The sequence below is a fragment of the Bacillus sp. M5A3_1b genome, assembly GCF_053345335.1.
The window spans coordinates 405655-426094 of sequence record NZ_JBKEZY010000002.1; the positions used below are offsets into that span (position 1 = coordinate 405655).

General features: G+C 34.9%; 18 protein-coding genes and 1 pseudogene. 3 read left to right on the top strand and 16 right to left on the bottom strand.

Annotated elements, in window-relative coordinates; all coding sequences use genetic code 11:
- Positions 1-48 precede the first annotated feature (48 nt).
- Both ACLBWW_RS08350 and ACLBWW_RS08355 read right to left on the bottom strand, forming a co-directional pair.
- Positions 49-1743, bottom strand: coding sequence for a M3 family oligoendopeptidase (locus ACLBWW_RS08350; protein ID WP_075308615.1), 1695 nt, complete (start codon positions 1741-1743; stop codon positions 49-51).
- 160 nt (positions 1744-1903) lie between these two features.
- Entirely contained in the window at positions 1904-2350 is a 447-nt protein-coding gene (locus ACLBWW_RS08355) for a MarR family winged helix-turn-helix transcriptional regulator (protein ID WP_000203344.1), read from the bottom strand.
- Positions 2351-2544: 194 nt separating this feature from the next.
- On the opposite strand from ACLBWW_RS08355, the gene ACLBWW_RS08360 reads away from it, so the two are divergent.
- Positions 2545-4041, top strand: a complete 1497-nt coding sequence (locus ACLBWW_RS08360; protein ID WP_048545008.1) for a DUF3149 domain-containing protein — start codon at positions 2545-2547, stop codon at positions 4039-4041.
- Positions 4042-4070: 29 nt separating this feature from the next.
- Here the strand turns inward: ACLBWW_RS08360 and ACLBWW_RS08365 are convergent, their stop codons facing one another.
- Entirely contained in the window at positions 4071-4352 is a 282-nt protein-coding gene (locus ACLBWW_RS08365) for an aspartyl-phosphate phosphatase Spo0E family protein (RefSeq protein ID WP_000495532.1), read from the bottom strand.
- A 397-nt stretch (positions 4353-4749) separates the two neighbouring features.
- Here ACLBWW_RS08365 and ACLBWW_RS08370 point away from each other — a divergent pair, with 397 nt between their 5' ends.
- Positions 4750-5520 (top strand): divergent polysaccharide deacetylase family protein, encoded by a 771-nt coding sequence (locus ACLBWW_RS08370; protein ID WP_098047506.1) that lies wholly within the window; start codon positions 4750-4752, stop codon positions 5518-5520.
- 66 nt (positions 5521-5586) lie between these two features.
- Here the strand turns inward: ACLBWW_RS08370 and cbpA are convergent, their stop codons facing one another.
- From cbpA to ACLBWW_RS08425, 11 genes and pseudogenes are all read right to left on the bottom strand, one after another.
- Positions 5587-6210, bottom strand: coding sequence for a cyclic di-AMP binding protein CbpA (cbpA, locus tag ACLBWW_RS08375; RefSeq protein WP_048545012.1), 624 nt, complete (start codon positions 6208-6210; stop codon positions 5587-5589).
- Positions 6211-6334: 124 nt separating this feature from the next.
- On the bottom strand, positions 6335-6964 hold the full coding sequence (locus tag ACLBWW_RS08380) for a class II aldolase/adducin family protein (RefSeq protein ID WP_048545015.1): 630 nt from the start codon (positions 6962-6964) through the stop codon (positions 6335-6337).
- A 283-nt stretch (positions 6965-7247) separates the two neighbouring features.
- Positions 7248-8396 (bottom strand): annotated as a pseudogene (locus ACLBWW_RS08385) (leucine-rich repeat domain-containing protein); the annotation flags it as partial.
- A 547-nt stretch (positions 8397-8943) separates the two neighbouring features.
- On the bottom strand, positions 8944-9726 hold the full coding sequence (locus ACLBWW_RS08390) for a DeoR/GlpR family DNA-binding transcription regulator (protein ID WP_048545017.1): 783 nt from the start codon (positions 9724-9726) through the stop codon (positions 8944-8946).
- Between the two features lie 40 nt (positions 9727-9766).
- Positions 9767-10951, bottom strand: coding sequence for a saccharopine dehydrogenase family protein (locus ACLBWW_RS08395; protein WP_048545019.1), 1185 nt, complete (start codon positions 10949-10951; stop codon positions 9767-9769).
- On the bottom strand, positions 10948-12045 hold the full coding sequence (gene phnW / locus ACLBWW_RS08400) for a 2-aminoethylphosphonate--pyruvate transaminase (RefSeq protein ID WP_048545021.1): 1098 nt from the start codon (positions 12043-12045) through the stop codon (positions 10948-10950). The genes ACLBWW_RS08395 and phnW overlap by 4 nt, the downstream gene beginning before the upstream one ends.
- Positions 12046-12060: 15 nt before the next feature.
- A complete protein-coding gene (gene phnX, locus ACLBWW_RS08405) occupies positions 12061-12855 on the bottom strand; it encodes a phosphonoacetaldehyde hydrolase (RefSeq protein ID WP_048545023.1) in 795 nt (264 codons plus the stop codon).
- 172 nt (positions 12856-13027) lie between these two features.
- Entirely contained in the window at positions 13028-14785 is a 1758-nt protein-coding gene (locus tag ACLBWW_RS08410; protein ID WP_048545025.1) for a putative 2-aminoethylphosphonate ABC transporter permease subunit, read from the bottom strand.
- Complete coding sequence (locus ACLBWW_RS08415; RefSeq protein WP_447613981.1) at positions 14786-15787, bottom strand: putative 2-aminoethylphosphonate ABC transporter ATP-binding protein; 1002 nt, start codon at positions 15785-15787, stop codon at positions 14786-14788.
- Positions 15788-15807: 20 nt separating this feature from the next.
- Positions 15808-16884, bottom strand: a complete 1077-nt coding sequence (locus ACLBWW_RS08420) for a putative 2-aminoethylphosphonate ABC transporter substrate-binding protein (protein ID WP_000750887.1) — start codon at positions 16882-16884, stop codon at positions 15808-15810.
- Between the two features lie 228 nt (positions 16885-17112).
- Entirely contained in the window at positions 17113-17265 is a 153-nt protein-coding gene (locus ACLBWW_RS08425; RefSeq protein ID WP_000240799.1) for a hypothetical protein, read from the bottom strand.
- Between the two features lie 146 nt (positions 17266-17411).
- Between ACLBWW_RS08425 and ACLBWW_RS08430 the strand changes: the two genes are divergently transcribed.
- Positions 17412-17747, top strand: a complete 336-nt coding sequence (locus tag ACLBWW_RS08430) for a DUF3905 domain-containing protein (RefSeq protein ID WP_000725963.1) — start codon at positions 17412-17414, stop codon at positions 17745-17747.
- A gap of 38 nt (positions 17748-17785) precedes the next feature.
- On the opposite strand, the gene ACLBWW_RS08435 is transcribed toward ACLBWW_RS08430, so the two are convergent.
- Both ACLBWW_RS08435 and ACLBWW_RS08440 read right to left on the bottom strand, forming a co-directional pair.
- The gene (locus ACLBWW_RS08435; RefSeq protein WP_447613982.1) at positions 17786-19135 is read right to left on the bottom strand and encodes a TrkH family potassium uptake protein; all 1350 of its coding nucleotides are present in this window, start codon (positions 19133-19135) and stop codon (positions 17786-17788) included.
- A gap of 24 nt (positions 19136-19159) precedes the next feature.
- A complete protein-coding gene (locus tag ACLBWW_RS08440) occupies positions 19160-20353 on the bottom strand; it encodes an NAD(P)/FAD-dependent oxidoreductase (RefSeq protein ID WP_098047509.1) in 1194 nt (397 codons plus the stop codon).
- Positions 20354-20440 lie beyond the last annotated feature (87 nt).

Sequence of the window (20440 nt, forward strand, 5' to 3'; positions counted from 1 at the left end):
TTTTCTCTTTATGTCGATGTTAAACATGTGAAAAAAAGCGCATGTTTTTTACAATTTTGTGTCGTCAATCGCACGTAGCCATGCTTCAATTTCTGTAATGACACTTTTCACACAGCCTTCAGCAAATGGTGATGTTAAATTTGCAACTTCTACTAATTCCAAAAATGATTTACTTCCACCTTGTTGACACAAATTCACATAATCTTCCCATGCCTCTTGTCTATTATCTCTTGCACGTTTCCAAAATTGCAGTGCGCAAATTTGTGCTAATGTGTAGTCGATATAGTAGAACGGCGAGCTATAAATATGTCCTTGACGTTGCCAGAATCCACCGCGCTCTAAATAATCATTATCTTCATAATCACGATGCGGCAAATACTTTTTCTCTATATTACGCCATGCTGTCTTTCGCTCTTCTGGTGATGCTTCTGGATTTTCATATACATAATGTTGATATTCGTCAACAGATACACCATACGGTAAAAACAGAAGTGCTGAACTTAAGTGAGAGAAATAATATTTATCTGCATCTTCTTCAAAGAATGACTTCATCCATGGCCATGTAAAGAATTCCATACTCATAGAATGAATTTCACATGCTTCATACGTTGGCCAATTGTATTCTGGAATTTCAAACTTACGACTTTCATATACTTGGAAAGCATGACCAGCTTCATGTGTTAATACATCAATGTCGCCAGATGTTCCGTTGAAGTTTGAGAAAATAAATGGCGCTTTATAATTCTCAATATATGTACAATATCCGCCACCAGCTTTTCCTTTTTTCGCAACTAAATCTAATAAATCATTGTCTAGCATGAAATTGAAAAATTCATCCGTTTCAGCCGATAACTCTTTATACATCGTTTTCCCATGATTAACAATCCAATCCGCATCTCCTTTTGGAGTTGGATTACCAGTAGCAAACTCAAAGTTTTCGTCGTAATATGCTAACTTCTCTACACCGATACGTGCTTGTTGTCGCTTTCTTAATTCCGTTGTAACGGGAACGATATAATCAAGTACTTGCTGACGATAATTCGCCACCATTTCCGCATTATAATCTGTACGGTACATTCTTGCATATCCAAGTTCAACAAAGTTTTTGAAACCTAAAGATTTGGCGATTTTCGTTCTCACTTTAACAAGCTCATCATAAATACGATCTAACTCTTCCTCATTCTCAGCTAAAAATCCGTAATATGCCTCACTTGCTACTTTACGTTCATTTCTTTCTTTCCCTTGCATAAATGGAATCAGTTGCGATAACGTTCTTTCTTCTCCTGCAAAGTCAATTTTTGCAGATGCTAATAACTGCGTATATTGTGAAGATAATTTATTCTCTAATTGTAAATCTTTCACAACTTCATCAGAGTATGTTTTCAAATCACACTCCGCTAAAGCAAATAATTGCTTTCCATAATACGCTTCTAATTCTTCACGGAATGGAGAATGAATTAACGCATTATAATACTTTGTACCATATCCTTGTACAACTGGAGAGAATTCATCAAAGAAATCTTGCTCTTCCTTATAAAAAGCATCTGTCGTATCAACAGAATGACGAATGTAACAAAGATTCCCCATTGTACCGAAGTCGTTGCGAATTTCGTTAATTGAATTGATGACTTGTTTTTGTTCTTCTACAGTTTTTACATTATCAAACTTCTCTAAAGCAACAGTAAACTTTTCTTTTAATTCTTCAATATTTGGCCGTTTATATTCATAGTCTTTAAATGACATGAACGAGCCTCCTCTCCATTATGTGCATCCTTACTATAATTCAATGCTTACTTACAAATCTCCTCTTATTCTTCAACAAAATACGGCAGATGCTGTCATAATTACATGTAAACAAAAGAGCCTTGGATTTCTTTATCCAAAGCTCTTTTGGAACATACTATTATTTTTCATATTTTCCAATCTTTTTTAATAGAGCAAGTAATTCATCCTTTTCCTCTTTCGTTAACATTTCAAAAGACTGATGTATAACTTGCTCATGCCCTGGAAAAATAGAAGCAATAAAGCTCTCTCCAGATTCAGTTAGTTGTGCATAAATAACACGTCTGTCATTCGGGCACGGAATTCTCTTTACTAGCCCCTTTTTCTCTAGCTTATCTACAACATATGTAATGCTGCCACTAGCTATTAAAATACGCTCACCAATTTGCTGAAGTGGTTGACCGCCTTTATGATATAACAATTCTAATACAGCAAATTCAGTTGGATTTAGCCCGTTACTTTGTATAGATTTATTTGTAGTATCCATAACAGAACGATGTACACGAGATAATGCAATAAATACTTTTAAAGATTGAGAAATATCTTCTCGTTCATTATTTGATGTCATACAACTTTCAACCCTTCACTTAAATTCTCAGTAATAAAAAGAAAAAACAACTTAGTACTTCATGTAAATTCCGAATGAGTATTCACTCATTCATTTCCTCTCCCCAAATATATTATGAATGATTCTTGAATAAAAACATGACAATTTTAACATAGTTTATATATAATGATAATAAAAAAGAAGGAGTACCAAATTTGAAAGTCAAATTCCACAGCATAGTTTTATATATAGTGCTTGTTATCCTACCAACGATAGGAATTGGTGCTACATTTTATTCATATCATTCGTATAAAATGAAGCAGGAAAACAAACTATCTGCTCACACGGTTCTCTTTTTATATAGAGACTATTTAGATCATCACCTTGGTGAAGCAATTTCCGCATTAGAAATGCTCTCAAAGGTCGTAGGAACCGAGACTGGAAATATAAATGGAGTTAAACAAATTGTACATGATACAGATGGAAACGATACACGTTTTTCTGGTTTATATTACGCTACATCAGAAGGCATCATTACAATCGCATCCGAAGGCGACCGACCACCTGTTGATGTCTCAGATCGCAAATATATTCAAGACGTATTGCAAACGAAGAAAACAACTGTATCATCAGCCATTACAGATCGTGTTCTTGGACATCAAGCTATTATGATTGCTTCTCCCATTTTCAATAAACAGAAGGAAATCTCAGGCTTATTGTTAGCAAGTTTACGCTTTGACTACATTTCAGCATCTTTAAATGCCATTAAGCCACAATATCATTTTGAAGTAACTGATAAACATGATGTAGTTTTTCTCACCGATGATAATAACGAAACAAGTGATGCGCATTCTAATATGCTTACTACCCCACTCCAAAGATTAAATTGGAAGGTCTCTGTTTCTCCATTGCCTATCCATCAAAAAACTTTATATCAGTGGGTTGCAATAGAGTGTATAGCTACTTTATTTTTAATGTCCATTTTATTTTTACTTGCTCAATATATGTTGTTAAAACGTCAAACAAAACTGGAAAGACAACAAAATGAACTACAAAAAATTGAATTGGTTGGAACTTTTGCAGCTAGTACAGCCCACGAAATCCGTAATCCTCTTACCGGAATTAAAGGGCTCGTCGCTCTATTAAAAGAGAAATATAAAGATGAACAAGATCAGTTTTATTTTTCCGTCATCGAACAAGAGATAGAACGGATTAATGAAATTGTAAGCGAATTTCTTATTCTTGGAAAGCCAACTGCTATCATTGAACAAACATATGATGTGAGAACCATTCTAAATGAGGTAGCATTAATTATTCAATCTGAGGCGAATCTACATAACATTGTATTCCATTTACATTTGCCAGACCATCCTGTTCATATCCGTTGCTCAAAAGACCATATGAAACAAGTGGTTTTAAACATTACAAAAAATGCAATTGAAGCCATGAATTCTGGTGACACACTGACCATTTCCGTAACAAACAATGAAACACACGCACAATTGAAAATCACAGATACTGGAAAGGGAATTCCGAAACATATTCAAAAACACCTCTTTCATCCGTTCTTTACTAATAAAGATACTGGAACCGGTCTTGGACTTGTCATATGTAAACGAATTGTAGAGATGTACAATGGGCATATTTTTATTGATAGTATAGAAAATGAAGGAACGACAGTTCATATCGAAATTCCGTTACACCTAGTATAATTATCCTTATCCCAAAAGGGTAATTATACTTATTTCATAAAACCAGCCACAAGCATTCGCCAAAAATTACTTGATTTCCCTTCATACCCAATTTGAAAAATAGGTACCTTTATAATTGATAACCATTTTGGTGTTTGTTTTTCTTTATAACACTGGTACTGTAAAATAAGCTTGTCCAATTCTTGACTCACTTGAATTGTCTCCATACTATTTAACCCACTTGTTAAACCTAATTGAATCATTTCTTCACGTTTCATATGAATATCACGTGAAAGCTTTTCTAATGTGTACTTCCTTTTTACAGTAAACATCCATATCCCCCTTATTATACTTCCGTGCTCTCGACTTTACTTCTCCATCGGCCTTTTAACTACTTAATCATATTTGAATTTGAAGAATCAGAAAATTTAACATTTTCTCCCTGTAATTTACAAATCTTTACCCTCACTTTGAGAATTATTACAAATTATTCTATCTTTGTAAATACATTCGCAATAATAGACATTTTTTTCATCTTCTTTTTTTACAAATACCAATTAAATAGCGGATTCTCTATTTTCCATATACTTTTCTTCGACATTTTTTGTTTAATTTATATAAAAACGCAAAACATAATGATGATTGATAAAGTGAAATTTAATCATTGGGGATTTTGTCCATTCCTCACCGCTCGCAAATAGCGGGATAAAATAGAAAGGAAATATTTATATGCGCAAATATACGATTGCATTACTTATATTTACTATGTTTTTACCATCCTTCTTGTTTCCTGTTCAAGCAAAGGCCCATACAAACAAAGTCGCTATTGTCATTGATGACTTCGGCAATAATATGAAGGGGACTGATAAAATGTTATCACTTCCTATTCCACTGACTATTGCCGTTATGCCTTTTCTCCCTTCCACAAAGGAAGATGCGATAGCGGCTCATAAGAAAGGGCACGAAGTTATTATACATATGCCAATGGAACCTATTAAAGGTAAAAAAGAATGGCTTGGACCAAAAGCAATTACAACTGATTTAAGCGACGAAGAAATAAATAACCGACTCGAACAAGCGATTCAAGAAGTACCGCATGCAATTGGCATGAACAATCATATGGGATCAAAAGTGACCGCGGACGAAAGAATTGTACGACTTATACTTGCAGCTTGTAAAAAACACGGTTTATTTTATTTAGATAGCAAAACAAATCCTAAGAGTGTTGTCCCAAAAATCGGGAAAGAATTAGGAGTGCCTATTATTGAAAATCAATTATTTTTTGATGATGTGTATACAGCGGCACATATTTCAAAACAAGCCCAATTACTTATTAAAAAACTTCAAGAAAAACCGATTATGGTAGCTATTGGACACGTTGGACCTCCAGGTGAAATTACATCACGTGTTATAGAAACTTCTATTCCTAACATTCGCGCGCATGCAGATTTTATTTTTTTATCTGATTTAGCACTATCTCCACCTCCTGTTTCAAAATAAGATTCATTACTCACACTAAAAAGGTACCAATCTGCATATAGCAAATTGGTACCTTTCCTTTTCACCTTAAATATAATCTACATGACTCACCCTGAATCCTTTTTTCTCTATTTTTTCGATTAATTGCTTTAATCTTTTTTCATTTAACTCATCTGCTATATTTACGATAACGCGGCGAATATATTGATCACCGTTATCTAGTGTAAATAATCCACCGATATTAAATGCTTTCAACAATGTCCCAAGTTCTTTAATCGTTCCCTTACAATCTTGTGTTGCAATTGTTAATATATAACCACCCGTCCGCATACCGAATGAATCTTCAATAACATCAAATATATTGGAATGCGTTAAGATACCGACAAATTCATTATAGTCATTTAGCACAGCTAAAAATGGAAGTCGACGAATAACATAAAATGCTCTAAAAAAAGAATCCTTTTCAAAAATAAATGCGGAGGAATCCCCCAGCATATGTTCCGCACTTAATTTCTCTAATCCGCTATTACACTTCTTTTCTAAAAGATCTACTTTATAAATAATCCCTATGAATTTCTTTTCATCTTCTGCTAATACAGGGATTGCTCGAAATCCCGTTTCATTCATAATGTGCAAAGCCTCTTCACCTGAATCATTCATTTTGCAAAATGTTACTTGCTGTTTTGGCAGAAAATGATATTTAACTCGCAAAATATGTTCCTCCTTACATGTCAACATGTAATCTATATATAATAAGGAGACCTATATTTTATGAGTGAAATTATTTTTAAAACGCTTTCATTTTTTATTGACTTGTAACGACATCACAAACATTTTATATAACAGAGCTCTTTGCACCTTTTATCATTAACAACTTTACATGATAATTCATTAAATATTCTATACCCTCTAGCCATTTTTTCGCTTCTTCTGGAGTTTTCCCCCACACAATCATGCCATAATTATGAACAAGAACTACTCCTCCACCTTCAATAAAATTCGGTACATTATTTTCTAATAAATCAGCAAATTTCTTCTCATCTTCTACAATGGGAATTGTCATTTCTGTTATACCTTCTTTTCCAAAAACACGTTCCACACTACGTTTATCGAATGTTACTTCCCCTTCTTCTCCATATAACTCTGATATTAAATGACTATCTACAGTCTGCACTTGTAAAATACATTCTGCACTACTTTTTTTATAAATATCCGCATGCATAAACGATTCTGCAGCTGGTTTTTCTTCATTTTCAAATACTGGCTCACACATACAATTAACAACAATAAAGTCTTCTTCTGAAAATAACCCTTTATCTCTTCCCTCAACGTTTATTAAAAAAGTTAATGGCTCTTTTGACGTACAGAGTGATAAACTAATTTTTGTACCATAAAACCAATCACGAAGTGCCAATTCAGATTTCACATCTTTTAATTCATTCCATTTTTTTAGAAAAAATAACATTTCGTCACCCCCGGCATAATATTTATATAATGTTCGAATCCTTTCTATGTAAAAGGAGTATTTTTTGATTATTCTAAAAATTTAATTGAATTATCACATGATAACGCCTTTTTGTCAATATAGTTTCATAGCTCTTCTTTAAAATGGGCCATCCATATATCTATACTTCTGTCTATTCCCTATTTCATTTTGTACATAAAAATGCGTTATTCTTTTTAAATCAAAGAATAACGTATTTTCTCATCTTTTATTTCTTTATTGCATTATATAAAAACTGTGCATATTGTTCACGTGTTACGAAATCATCACCTAAAAAGTTTCCTTTTCCATCACCTTTTGATATATTATTATCCGCTAAAGCTTTCACATAGCCTTCTGCCCAATGACCTTTTGGTACATCTTTAAACTCTATTACTTCTTCAGCTACTTTTTCATTTACAACCTTTTGAATCACAGAACCAGTGAAGAAAATACCTGTATCATTAAATGGATCTTTCACTCCAAATTCATATACTTTCTCACCTGGTGTACTCCATTTCACTACACCATTACTATGCGTACCACCATCACTCTTCAGACGGATTTTTGTAGATACCTCACCGTCTTTTTCGTATATAGGTACTTTTACTTCTTTATTTACTTCTGTATCCTCTAAAAAGACTTTTTGGTTTTGAACATTAATATAAGCTTTCTTACTTAGTTCTATCACTGGTCTAACATCACGGATTTCATTTGCAACACAACTTAAATATACTAACTTATTCAACCTACTAACTGGCGATAAGTCTGAAATATAATTTGCTTCTAAATCAAGTTTTTGTAAGTTTACTAGATTTGATAATGGAGTAATATCCTTTAACTCATTATTAGGTAAATCTAATTCTGTAAGCTGAGTCATTTTAGCAAGTGGTGTCACATCTTCAATTTGATTTTTCCCGATAAATAATTTATTTAATTGCTTCATTTGATCAATACCCGATAAATCTTTAACTTTATTACGCGTTAATACTAAGTCTTTTAAAGGTAATGAATATAACGGTTTAATATCTTCAATTTGATTACCTGCTGAAGTTAAGTATGTTACATTTTTTAACGCGCTTAATGGAGCAACATTCGTAATTTTATTATTTGCTAAATTCAAGTAATCTAGTTGTTCCATTTTCGCTAATGCTGTTACGTCTTCTATTTGGTTGCCTGATAGATATAAACTTTTTACATTTTTCATTTCAATGAGTGGTGCAACGTTTGTAATTTTATTATTACTCAAATCAAGCGATGCTAAATTATCCATCTTAACAAGTAGTGTTACATCTGAAAATTCATTACCACGTAAAACTAAATGATTTAATTGCTTTAAATGCGCAAAGAACAACGGATCTGTTATCTTCGCATTCGCAACTGTTAAAGATTTTAAATTTGGCATATATTTTAATCTCAGTATCGTATGTACGTTCACTAGCTGTTGCCACCGACTGGTTTGCTTCAGCTTTTAGTGCTGCTAATGCTGGAGTAGAGTATATAGCAAATGGAATTGCTAATGTTGTGGCTACTACTAGCGCCTTAATATAACTTTTTTCAAAATAATATCCTCTATCATACATAATTTTTACAATTGATAAATGTTATCAATTGTAAAAATAAATGATAATATTACATTAGGTTTATATTTCCAAAGATAAAATATAAAAAAACCCTTTAATCAAAGGGCCTTTTTACCTAGCGTATGAAGAATTTCACTTTTTTCTTTTTCATTAATAAAACCAATTTTTTGCAAAATATTTGCATACAATACAAGTTTATTATATATCCGTTCTGACATGCTTCTCCCTTCTTTCCTTCGACCAACTTTTTTTGTATTGGTAAATTATATGAAAGAGATGAGAAAATGTGTCCACTTTTTGCATACATACAAATCTTTTATCCCGCTATTTGCGGACAGTAAAACTCCCACCTCAAAAACAGGTGGGAGTTCAATTTATTTAGCAAATTGTCCATTGAATATTATGCTTTTTGACTTCCTCTTCAAAACTATAGGGCATTTTCTTATCACAAATTACATGTTGAATACGTGAAAATGCTGCTATTCGGTAATTTCCTTTTACCCCTACTTTTGTATGATCACATAAAATATATGTTTTCTCCGCTAATTTCAGCATCGTTTCTGACAGTTTCGCCTTTTCTAATTCAAAACTAGAAACCCCAAAACCAGGTAACAATCCATCAATCGAAACGAATGCTTTATGAAAATGAAATTGCTGGATTACTTGCTGCGAAATAGACCCTGACACACGTGAATGCTTTGGAGAGACTTTTCCACCAATAAATAAAACTTCACCGTGAAACATCTTTTTATTAATAGAAGAAATTAATTGTGTAGCTACTGGAAATGAACTTGTTACAATCGTTAAATTTTTACGATGAACAAGATATGGCACCATTTGAAGTGGTGTACTTCCATCATCAATCGCAATCACATCTCCATCTTCCACAAACGTTGCTGCTTTATACCCAATTCTCTTCTTCTCTTCTATATGCAGCATCTCTCGTTCTAACATTGGTGCCTCTATTCCAGCTCCCGGAAGTTGGACGGCTCCGCCATACACTTTCTTCAACTTCTTTTCACGATCCAATTCTTCTAAATAACGACGAATCGTCTCTGTTGATACAGCAAACTCTCTCGCTAACTCTGAAACTTTTACTTTCCCTTTAAACTCTACCTTCTCAAGAATGGTTCGCTTTCTTTCTTCACCTACTACAGACATAGATTCACCCCATTGATTTCTACCTCATACACTGCCTTACTTATACAAAGTTATAACTTTCTTTTTCAGTGAAAACTTCTTCATGAATATGAATACCACGCTTTTTTAGTTCATCAAAAATAATTTGTGGATTTACAAAAGCTTCCTCCGGTGTCACAACACCAACTTTGTTTACACTCCCTTTTGCGATTAACTCTGTAGCAATCCCAAATGGAATACCGACGTTTCTCGTATAAGCTCTTAATTTTTCCCATCCTACAACAGAACCATCAGATAACGGGTGTGTATGATATAATACGTGCCTTTGTTTCTCATTATTTTTCATACCTATTACTTCTACATGAAGCGCATAACCGTAAATTTCTGTTTCTTGCCCTTCTTTCGATTGCAATAAATACTTCGAAATACAATCCATAATGCCAATTTCTTTCCCATTTATGTCAACTCGATCATTACGCAATATACCATAATCATATAAAGCACGTACGAGCTGCATATTTTGCTTTGGCCAAGTTCCTCTCGTCTCTATCAGTTTGACCCCTTTATTTTCTAGTGCTTTTGCTAACGTAATCGTTTCAGAATGCGGTATTATATACTGCGTTTCCTTACCATAAGGCGCCGGTAAATCAATTTCTCTCGGACGCGCAAACGGCGGTACTTGCTTAAACTCACCATCTTCATATACTGTACGCGATGGTAAATGTGGATCATATTCATATGTCGTTGTTTCTGTAATTGATGCAGAAAAAGCAATTGGACGGTAGGAGCCATGACTTACACGTACTGACTCTACAGTATCTAGCTGATTTGCTGCATGCATTGCCATCATTTGCGTTACACCTGGCGTCATACCAAAACCAGGTAAACACGTTTTTTCATTTTGAGCAAATATAGAATGAAATTCATTTTCTTCACCAAATCCATTCAAATTCACACCGTGACAACCTGCTTCTGCAATACATCGAGTAGACAATCCATTTAACTTAATTGTCGTACCGTCCATTACAATGTCATAACCTTTCATTTTTGCAACCGTATCCTCGTGATTCGTTACATCTACTTTCACAAAATCAACACGAGGATCGTTGAGCCATTCTACTACTTTCAGGCCCTCTTCTTCATTAAAATCAGCTACTGTAATCGCCTCAAAAGATGAAAATTGCACTAAATCTAAAATTGCTTCACGACAAATTTTACCTGCTCCACCTAAGCAAAATACTTTCAACCTATAACAACTCCTTTAGCGATACTATCAACTAAGCGATTGATATCTGCCTCATGTACATCACCGATATTTCCAATGCGGAATGTATCTACTTTTGAAATTTTACCTGGATAAATAACAAACCCATCACACTTTAATTCATTATATAACTGCCCAAAATTGAACCCCTCTTCTGGATAAATGAAGGATGTAATAATAGGCGATTGATATTTTTCATCTACTAGTGGCTTAAATCCGATTTCTCTCATTCTATTCACTAATATTTTTTGATTGTTATAATATCGATTGTAACGTGCTTCTACTCCGCCCTCTTTTTCTAATTCAAGTAGTGCTTGATAAAAAGCGTGTACAACATGTGTAGGTGACGTAAAACGCCATTTCCCATTTTGATGTTCCATCGTTTCCCACTGATCAAATAAGTCTAATGATAATGAACGTGCCTGCCCTTTACATTTCACCAATTCATCGCGCTTCGCAATAACAAAGCCAAATCCAGGAACCCCTTGAATACATTTATTCGCACTACTAATTAGAAAGTCAATTTGCAACTCAGCGATATCTATTTCAATACCACCAAAACTACTCATTGCATCAACCAGTGTTACTTTTCCGTATTGCTTCCCTAATTTACATACATCTACAATTGGATTGATAATACCTGTTGTTGTTTCACAATGAACAACTGCAATATGTGTAATCTCTTTATCTCGTTGCAATATCTTTTCTACTGCTGCAATATTAGTGGGCTCCCACTCTTCTGTTTGACTGACCACCACATCTATATGTAACATCTCTGCCATTTGTACAATTCGCTTACCATACGCACCATTTGTACATACGAGCAGCTTTCCATTTTTAGGAACGACAGATCCAATCACTGCTTCAACTGAAAACGTACCGCTTCCTTGCATGAGAACAGTTGTATATGTCTCTTTTTCCTTCGTTGCTAACGATACAAGCTTAGCTCTTACCTCTTGTACCATTTTGTTATATTCAGCATCCCACGTACACCAATCGTATAACATAACTTCTTTTACTGTTTTGGTTGTTGTTAATGGTCCAGGCGTTAATAATAAATAGTGATTTTCAGTCATGATCCTATTCCCCTTTTATGAAATAATAAGTTCTTGTTTCTCGATATGTTCCATTACGTTTTCGAGTTCCTGCATCGTTTCTATCGTAAAGTGAGCCCCATTTTCAACGAAACGATTGCGAACTACTTCTATTTTTTCACGAAGTTCCACCGGATCCATATTCTCCACTTCCTCTTCAGTTAAGCCGAGTTCGCTACTGCCGAGAATTACACCCACTGTCCACATACCAGCATTTCTTCCCTCTTTCATATCTGATACTGTGTCTCCAACTTTTATCATATGATTCATTGGATATACACCAAGCTCCATCGCATTTTTATAGCACATCCACGGATACGGACGACCTGCTGGAACATCATCTGGTGTTACAAGAAAATCAGGTTTATACCCTTGTAGTGCTGCTTCTTTTGCTACAATATCCATCATTTCTCTCGTATAACCAGTCGTTGAACCAATTTTAATTCCTCTTTCACGTAAAGAAGCAATCACTTCTTTTACTCCATTAATCGGCGACGCATAGCGCGGTAATATAGCGAAGAGAATCTTTTCGAATTCTTCATACATCTCCTGAATGTCTGCTTCTGTTGGTAATTGTCCGAAAATACGATTCCACTCACTCGCAATACGAGGCATCTCTGTTAATGCCCTAACATGATCAATTTTCAATAATCCCATTGGCTTACGGGCTTCTTCTGCAGTAATTGCCACACCACGTTTATGGAAAATCTCCATAAATACTTCCAGTGGTGCAAAACATCCGTAATCAACTGTTGTACCTGCCCAATCAAAAATAACTGCTTCTACTTTCATCCAATCCATCACCCTTCTTATTTATCCCGCGTTAACGGGCAGTAAGATTTCCCCCTCAAAATTCGGCTGGAGCAAAAAAGTTAAGTGGGAGATCAACTGCCCGTAAACGCCCGATTGGTTCAACTAATAATCAGTGGGGGAGGAACACCTCCCCACTGATTAAAGTTTCACTTTATCTTTTTTGCCATTGTGACGTTCGGTTACGAAGTGCTTTCGTTCCCCATTCATATACAACTCTCACTACAATATTTGTAACAACAATAAGTACACTCATTGCAGCTGCTGGTGCTACATTTCCTGCATCGTCCATATTTACAATTGATACGGCAGCTAGTTTAAAATCAGCTGCATACAGGAATACAACTGCTGAGACAGTTACCATTGAATTTACGAAGTAGTACATTACCATTTCTAAAATGGCTGGTAAACACATCGGTACCGTAACTCGAAAAAATGTTTTATAAAACGGTATCCCCATCGACTGTGAAACAAGTTCAAACTCTCGATCTAATTTCTTTAAAGCTGTCGTTGCCGTAACAAATGTTACAGAATAAAAATGAATGATATTGACTAGTACTAGCACAGCAATTGTTCCGTATAGAGAATGGAACGGATTCGTTACGGAAAGTCCAAAGATTTGTATTGTTGGTTGACTAAAGAAGAAGACGTAGCCTAACCCAAGTACTAAACCTGGTATCGCTAAAGGGACGATAGAGAAAAAGTAACCTGCTTTTCGGAAAAATTGTAGCTGATCTATTTTCTCAATCGCATAAGCGAACATAAATGTTAAAACCGCTCCAATAACCGCAGTAATTGCTGAAACAATTACGCTATTTTTAAATGCTTCAAGTCCATCTCCTGTTAAACTGGAAAAATTAAAATGCTCAAATGTAAAGCTCATATTATATGGCCATACTTTCACACTTGCAGCAATACCAACTGCCACAAATAATAGAATGATCATAAGCGTTACTACGCTACAATATACGAACGAAATAACATCTCGTTTCTTATTATTTATTATTCTGTAAGGTACTGATTTGGAAGATAAGAGATTCGCCTGCTTTCTTTGCGTAATGCGATCAACTGCAAAGGCAAATATAGCTGGGATTAATAAAATCATTCCGACAGTTGCACCCATCGGCATATTTTGCTGCCCAATTACTTGCTTATATACGTCAGTAGCAAGTACATTATATTGCCCACCAACAATTTTTGGTGCCCCAAAATCAGTGAAACTAAGTGTAAACACAACGAACATCGCACTAATTAATCCGTACTTTACACTAGGTAAAGTAACAGTGAAAAATTGCTTTGTTTTACTCGCTCCTAACATATTAGAAGCTTCATATAAACGATAATCAGAGCCTTGAAAAGCAATTAATAATATAAGAAATGCTTGCGGAAATGTATACATGACTTCAGCCATTACAATTCCTACTGGTCCATATAAAGGGATTTGTATCCCTTCAAACAAACCAAACATTCCTTTCGTTACTAACCCTTGATTACCAAATAAATATGTAAGTGCGATACCATGCATCATCGTTGGTGCGAATAATGGTAACAACGCAATATATTGAAATACACGCTTTCCAAACACATTCGTACGAGCGATCGCATAGGCGTAAGCGAAAGCAAGTGTCACTGCAATAATTGTTGTCGCACCCGAAATCCATATCGTATTTTGTAATGATTGAACTAGCGTTGGTGTTGTGAAATATTTACTGAAATTCGCAACACCAATGAAAGCTCCATCTTTATCATAAAAAGCTTGTGAAAACAATTGTAATAGAGGTAATACAAGCATGATCAAAAACGCGAGAAGCATACCAATAATTAATAGTCTTTGTATCCACTCTTCTTTACCGATACGTCTCTTAATCTTTTTTTTCGTACTTTCTACCTTAAAATCTTCTAACATCTCCATCTATACAATGACCTTCTTTCCATATGACAACATATGATTTTCTGAGAAAGAGATTTGAATCGGCTTTCCTTTTCTAATTGCGGTTGCTTCTACTTCTGATGCCAATATATCCACTACAATTTTCTCGTTATAAAGATGTGTTTTTTCTTCTACGACCCGCACTTCCGTCCGATATACAGATCCGCGAAATTCCATGCTTTCCACAACCGTTTTAATACCATCCTTTTGTACAACTGTTACATGCTCAGGACGAATTGCATGTTCTTCATCGTTTTTCGAAAAGAAATTAATAGAACCAATAAAATCTGCCACAAATGGATTGGCTGGTCTATGATAAATCTCCTCTGGTGTGCCAATCTGCATAATTTCCGCATGATTCATTACAACAATTTTATCGGCCATCGTTAATGCCTCTTCTTGATCATGCGTAACCATAATAGTTGTTACTCCTACTTTTTCTTGTAAATCACGCATTTCTCTACGTAACTTTTCACGCACTTTTGCATCTAAAGCAGATAATGGCTCATCGAGTAACAAAATATCCGGAGACAGAGCGAGCGCACGTGCAAGTGCTACTCGCTGCTGTTGTCCACCAGACATTTGAGCAGGATATTTATCTTTTACATTCAGCAAATCTACAAGTTCTAACGCCTCTAGCGCTTTCTCTTTTACTTCTGCTTTTCCATATTTTTTTGTCTTTAAGCCATATTCAATGTTTTCAAGTGCTGTTAAATTCGGAAATAATGCATACGATTGAAACACCATTCCGAAATTCCTCTTTCCAGGAGGTAATGCTGTAATATCTTTTCCATCCACAGCGATACTACCTGTTGTTGCCTCTTCTAGCCCTGCTAAAATTCGAAGCAATGTTGTTTTCCCACAACCACTTGGGCCTAATAAACATACAAACTCATTTTTTTTCACAGTAAAAGAAATATCTTTTAACGCTGTAAATGCATCAAACTGTTTTTGAATGTGTTGAATTGATAAATATTCGCTCATTTTTTCTCTCTCCCACTCACTTACTTTTTCGGTTCTGCTTTTTGGCCAAACTCTTTTTCCCATTTTTCTAAAATTTTGTCACGATTTTCTGCTGCCCATTTAAAGTCATTCTTTTTGTATAACTTTTCTGTCACATCTTTAGGGAATCCATCTGGAAGTTTATAATCATTTTTAATTGTCGCGAATCCATTTTTCTCGAAGTATAACTTCATTACATCATCAGTAATTGCCCAATCTAAAAATGCTTGCGCTAATTTTTCATTTTTTGCATTATCTTTTTTAATAAGTGCGTTCGCTTCTACTTCCCAACCTAATCCTTCTTTCGGCAATACAACTTCAACTGGTGCACCTTTTTGTTTCTCTTTCAAAGCACTATAAACCATTGATACGCCAACTGGATATTCACCTGCGCCTGCTAATTTCGCTGGTTTTGAACCTGAATGAGTATAAGTTGCCATATTATCATGAAGTTTCTTCATGTAATCCCAGCCTTTATCTTCACCCATAATTTGTAACCATGCAGAAACTGTTAAAAATCCTGTCCCAGAAGAAGCTGGATGTGGCATAACAAGCGTTCCTTTATATTCTGGTTTCGTTAAATCCTCGTATGATTCTGGCATCGGTAAATTTTTCTTCTTTAATTCTTCTTTATTTATAGCAATCCCCGTCATAAATGCCGTATTACCTACCCATTTTTCTGGTTGCTTATCATCTTTAAATTGCGGAAGAACACGATCCGCTCCTTTTGGAGAGTATCCTTTTAACATATCTTTTTTATCTAAAGCTAATAGACTAGACGCTGCTGTTCCCCATACAACATCTGCTTGTGTATTTTTTCCTTCAGCTAGCAATTTCGCTGTAATAACTCCAGTTGAATCACGAACAATGTTCAGTTTCACATCTGGATATTTCTTTTTAAAAGAATCAAGATAAATTGGTACAAGTTCTTCTTCAATCGCTGTGTAAACAGTTAATGATCCAGATAATTTATCATCCTTTACTTTTGCCCCAGCACTTTCTTCTTTCTTTGCACCACACCCCATTAATAACGAAAATACCATTCCAGTTGCTACAGCTTTAAAGATTGTTTTTTTCACTGTCTCTCTCTCCTTTTATAAATCTTATGTACAACTCTAATATAAACAACTAGTGTAAAAGCAGTATTAAACCAACATTAATCTTTTGTTTGTTGTTTGTTTTTGTGTAATACGTTGCTACTTCTATGTTTTTTCGCATTTTTCTGCTAATAATGAACACTAAATTTACAAATAATTAAAAAAACCTTTATAATCCCACAAAAAAATGAGGCGTTTGTAAAAAACGCCTCATTTTTGTTTACCTTTTTTTGAATTACGATTTGCATACTTCGCGCTATTTTCTCCTTCATACTCTAATGCAAATTCTGCATCTGGTAAGCTTTCTTTCGGAGTTTTATTATTGTTGATTGCCGCATTTTGTTTTACTTTTCTTTTTACCAATACATTCACCTGCTCTCAAGAATTCACTTTCTACTCTAGTTTGAAACAACATTAAATAATTATTACTGGCAAGTGTTAACAAGTACATAAAGCCGCTAGATGGAAATACTACCTATGAAAAAAACATTAGAAAAGGGGCGATTATTTTGAAGAAGAAAGATAAAATCCAGTCACCAATTTTAGATGAAACGCTCCCGCATCAAATGAATTTCCCATCTTTTAAAGGAACAGGAAAGAAGATGCAACAACCTTTCATAAATCAATATGACGTCGTAATCGGAGACAGTAAATATGATTCCGAGAATAGTCCACTTCACAATTGGACTGATGAAGTAGACCCTGCCATTATGGCTGGAGAAGAATGGATTCATCCTACAAATGATATTGGGTGGATTTCAGAAGAAAATCAAGAGTTGCTAAAAAAAGAAGTGGATAATAAGAATGAGGCTTTTATGCATCCGCAATTTGGCATTAACGACTAAAAAACCATTCTACCTCACATAGGTAGAATGGTTTCATACTATCCAATAATAATTCTCTCTTTCGGGTATTTATAGCGAGGTGGCTGTTCTCTTCCCCCACTAGCCAGTATAAATGTTAAAATACCGACACGCCCAATAAACATAAGTACAATGAGTACAAGTTTACCAACAGTTGTTAAATCTGGCGTAATACCTGTCGATAGCCCTGTCGTTCCGAAAGCAGAACACACTTCAACAATTAAACTCATAAGCGGTACATTTTCCGTAATAGATAAAATAAAGAGTGCTGTGGCACATAATAAAATCCCCATCGTCATAACGACAGATGCTTTTAGCACGTCTTCTTCATGTAACTGGCGTTTGAAGACTCTAACCGTTCTTCCGCCTCTTGCAAAAGTGTATAACGATAATATACTAACAGCAAATGTTGTTGTACGTATTCCGCCCCCAACCGAACTTGGAGATGCCCCTATAAACATTAATATACTCATAAATAAAAGCGTCGGTTGTGACAATTCACGTATATCCATTGTAGCAAGTCCACCGCTTCGCGTCGTCACAGATTGGAATAATGTATAGAAAACTGTTTCATGCCATGACTTTCCTGCTAAAAATTGATTTCGTTCTAGTAAAAAAATCATAATGGTTCCAACGATAACGAGGGCAAAAAATGTTGTTGTCGTCAATTTTGTAAATAACGAAAAGCGGAATATTTGCTGTCGCCTTTTACTAAAGAATTGCTTTATTTCCATTAACACCGGGAAGCCAATCGCTCCTAAAATAATAAGTAACATATGAATCATTTGCACAATATAATCTTTTTTGTACGGAATTAATGATTGTCCAGTTAAATCAAATCCGCCGTTCGTAGTTGCACTAACAGCGGCAAAGAAACCGTGAAAATAAGCTTCTTGCCAAGTTGGAAAATAAAGTAGAAATCTTGTACCTAATAGTATCGCTCCGATAAGTTCTATCGAAATAATTACAATTAAAATAGAACGCATCAGTTCTACAAGGCCTGATAAATTCCCTTGATTATGGTCTGCCATAATGAGTCTTCTTCTCTGCAAACCGATCTTTTTCCCCGTTATAATCCAAACAAATGTACCAAGTGCCATAATTCCTAAGCCACCTAATTGTAAAATAAGGGCTAACATAATAATTCCTGCCGTAGTAAATGTATCTGAAATCGTAACAACAGACAGTCCCGTAACACTTACCGCACTAACAGATGTAAAGAGGGCATCGATAAATGTCCATTTCACACCAGACTTCGTAACAAACGGGAAACTAAGCAATATCACCGATACAACTACTGCTAATAAATAAAACAAAACAATGAGTTGTACAGGACGTAATTTTTGTAAAAACTTTTTTATATCTCTCATTCCATCACTTCGCTACCTTTTTTTCTATCGATTAAATAAAGAAAAATCTTCACTTTCTTTATTTGTAAATAACTGCTCAAATAATTTGGCAAATACCATTCCATACACAGTTCCATTACCTCCATACGGCAATGCGTAAAATAAATTATGTATCTCTTTGTCTTCTTTTAAAATAGGGAGACCATCATGACTACCGCCAAATGCTGCCGCCCAATAGTACTCTGCCTGTATATTCTTATACTGCGGGAACATCTCTTTTACAATGTTAATAAGGATATCACGCTTATGCAATAATTTCGTATCACCAATTGTTTGAATTTGCATCGCTTCATCTAATCCGCCTACAATAATACGATTTTGATACGTTCGAAAATATAAGTAAGGCCGTGCTGTTTCCCAAATTAATGATTGTTCATGCCAGCCTTCAAATGAATCTACCTTATTTGTCACCACTGCATATGATGTTTCCACCGTTGTATTTTTTTCTTTCTTTCCGAAAAGTGCTTCATAACCTGTCGCCATAATAATATTCTTTGCTACAATTTGATTTCCTGTTTTCGTGTAACAAATTAAATCATTTTGGCGTTTTTTTATATGTATGGCCTCTGTATGCTCAAGTATAGTAGCTCCCATTTGATTTGCTTTATGCAAAAGGCTATGCGCTAATAAATACGGATTCACTTCGGCATCACCATGCGTATATAACGCTGCTTGTTTTATAAATGAATACTTCTTCTTCATATGTGAATCGGTAAAATATTCAACCGGGAATCCATAATGGCGTAACGTATTATATTCTTCTTGTAAAAACGATACATCCTCATTTCTACTTGCATAATACAAACTACTTCGCGGAATAAACTGGGGATCAATATCGAGAGTCGGTACAACTTGCTCCATTGTTCGTAGCGCTTCGTAACAAAGCTTATATGCTCGTACCCCCTTTTTTTCACCAAATGTATGGATAAGTGAGGTTAGCGATTTATCATGAAGAAATTGTAGTAAACCTGTATTAGCAGCTGTGCTACCACATGCGATTGCTCGTTTTTCAATGAGCGTAATACGCATTCCAATTTTTGCTAACGAATATGCTATATGAGCACCTGCTTCTCCGCTTCCGACTACAAGCACATCACATATCATATCATTTTCTAATGATGGATAACAAGGTATAGAAACTCCTGTATTCCAAAACAACTTACCAGTCATAAGTTTCATAATTATACTCCTAAAATATAAATTTCTCCTTTCTATCTTTTGTTATTTCCCATAAAAAAATCCAACTAACATACGCTAGTTGGATTT

Coding starts and splice junctions, on each gene's coding strand:
- ACLBWW_RS08350 (WP_075308615.1), bottom strand. CDS start 1,743: ATGTCATTTAAAGACTATGAATATAAACGGCCAAATATTGAAGAATTA.
- ACLBWW_RS08355 (WP_000203344.1), bottom strand. CDS start 2,350: ATGACATCAAATAATGAACGAGAAGATATTTCTCAATCTTTAAAAGTA.
- ACLBWW_RS08365 (WP_000495532.1), bottom strand. CDS start 4,352: ATGTTTACTGTAAAAAGGAAGTACACATTAGAAAAGCTTTCACGTGAT.
- ACLBWW_RS08370 (WP_098047506.1), top strand. CDS start 4,750: ATGCGCAAATATACGATTGCATTACTTATATTTACTATGTTTTTACCA.
- ACLBWW_RS08380 (WP_048545015.1), bottom strand. CDS start 6,964: ATGTTATTTTTTCTAAAAAAATGGAATGAATTAAAAGATGTGAAATCT.
- ACLBWW_RS08390 (WP_048545017.1), bottom strand. CDS start 9,726: ATGTCTGTAGTAGGTGAAGAAAGAAAGCGAACCATTCTTGAGAAGGTA.
- phnW (WP_048545021.1), bottom strand. CDS start 12,045: ATGACTGAAAATCACTATTTATTATTAACGCCTGGACCATTAACAACA.
- phnX (WP_048545023.1), bottom strand. CDS start 12,855: ATGAAAGTAGAAGCAGTTATTTTTGATTGGGCAGGTACAACAGTTGAT.
- ACLBWW_RS08410 (WP_048545025.1), bottom strand. CDS start 14,785: ATGGAGATGTTAGAAGATTTTAAGGTAGAAAGTACGAAAAAAAAGATT.
- ACLBWW_RS08415 (WP_447613981.1), bottom strand. CDS start 15,787: ATGAGCGAATATTTATCAATTCAACACATTCAAAAACAGTTTGATGCA.
- ACLBWW_RS08435 (WP_447613982.1), bottom strand. CDS start 19,135: ATGAGAGATATAAAAAAGTTTTTACAAAAATTACGTCCTGTACAACTC.
- ACLBWW_RS08440 (WP_098047509.1), bottom strand. CDS start 20,353: ATGAAACTTATGACTGGTAAGTTGTTTTGGAATACAGGAGTTTCTATA.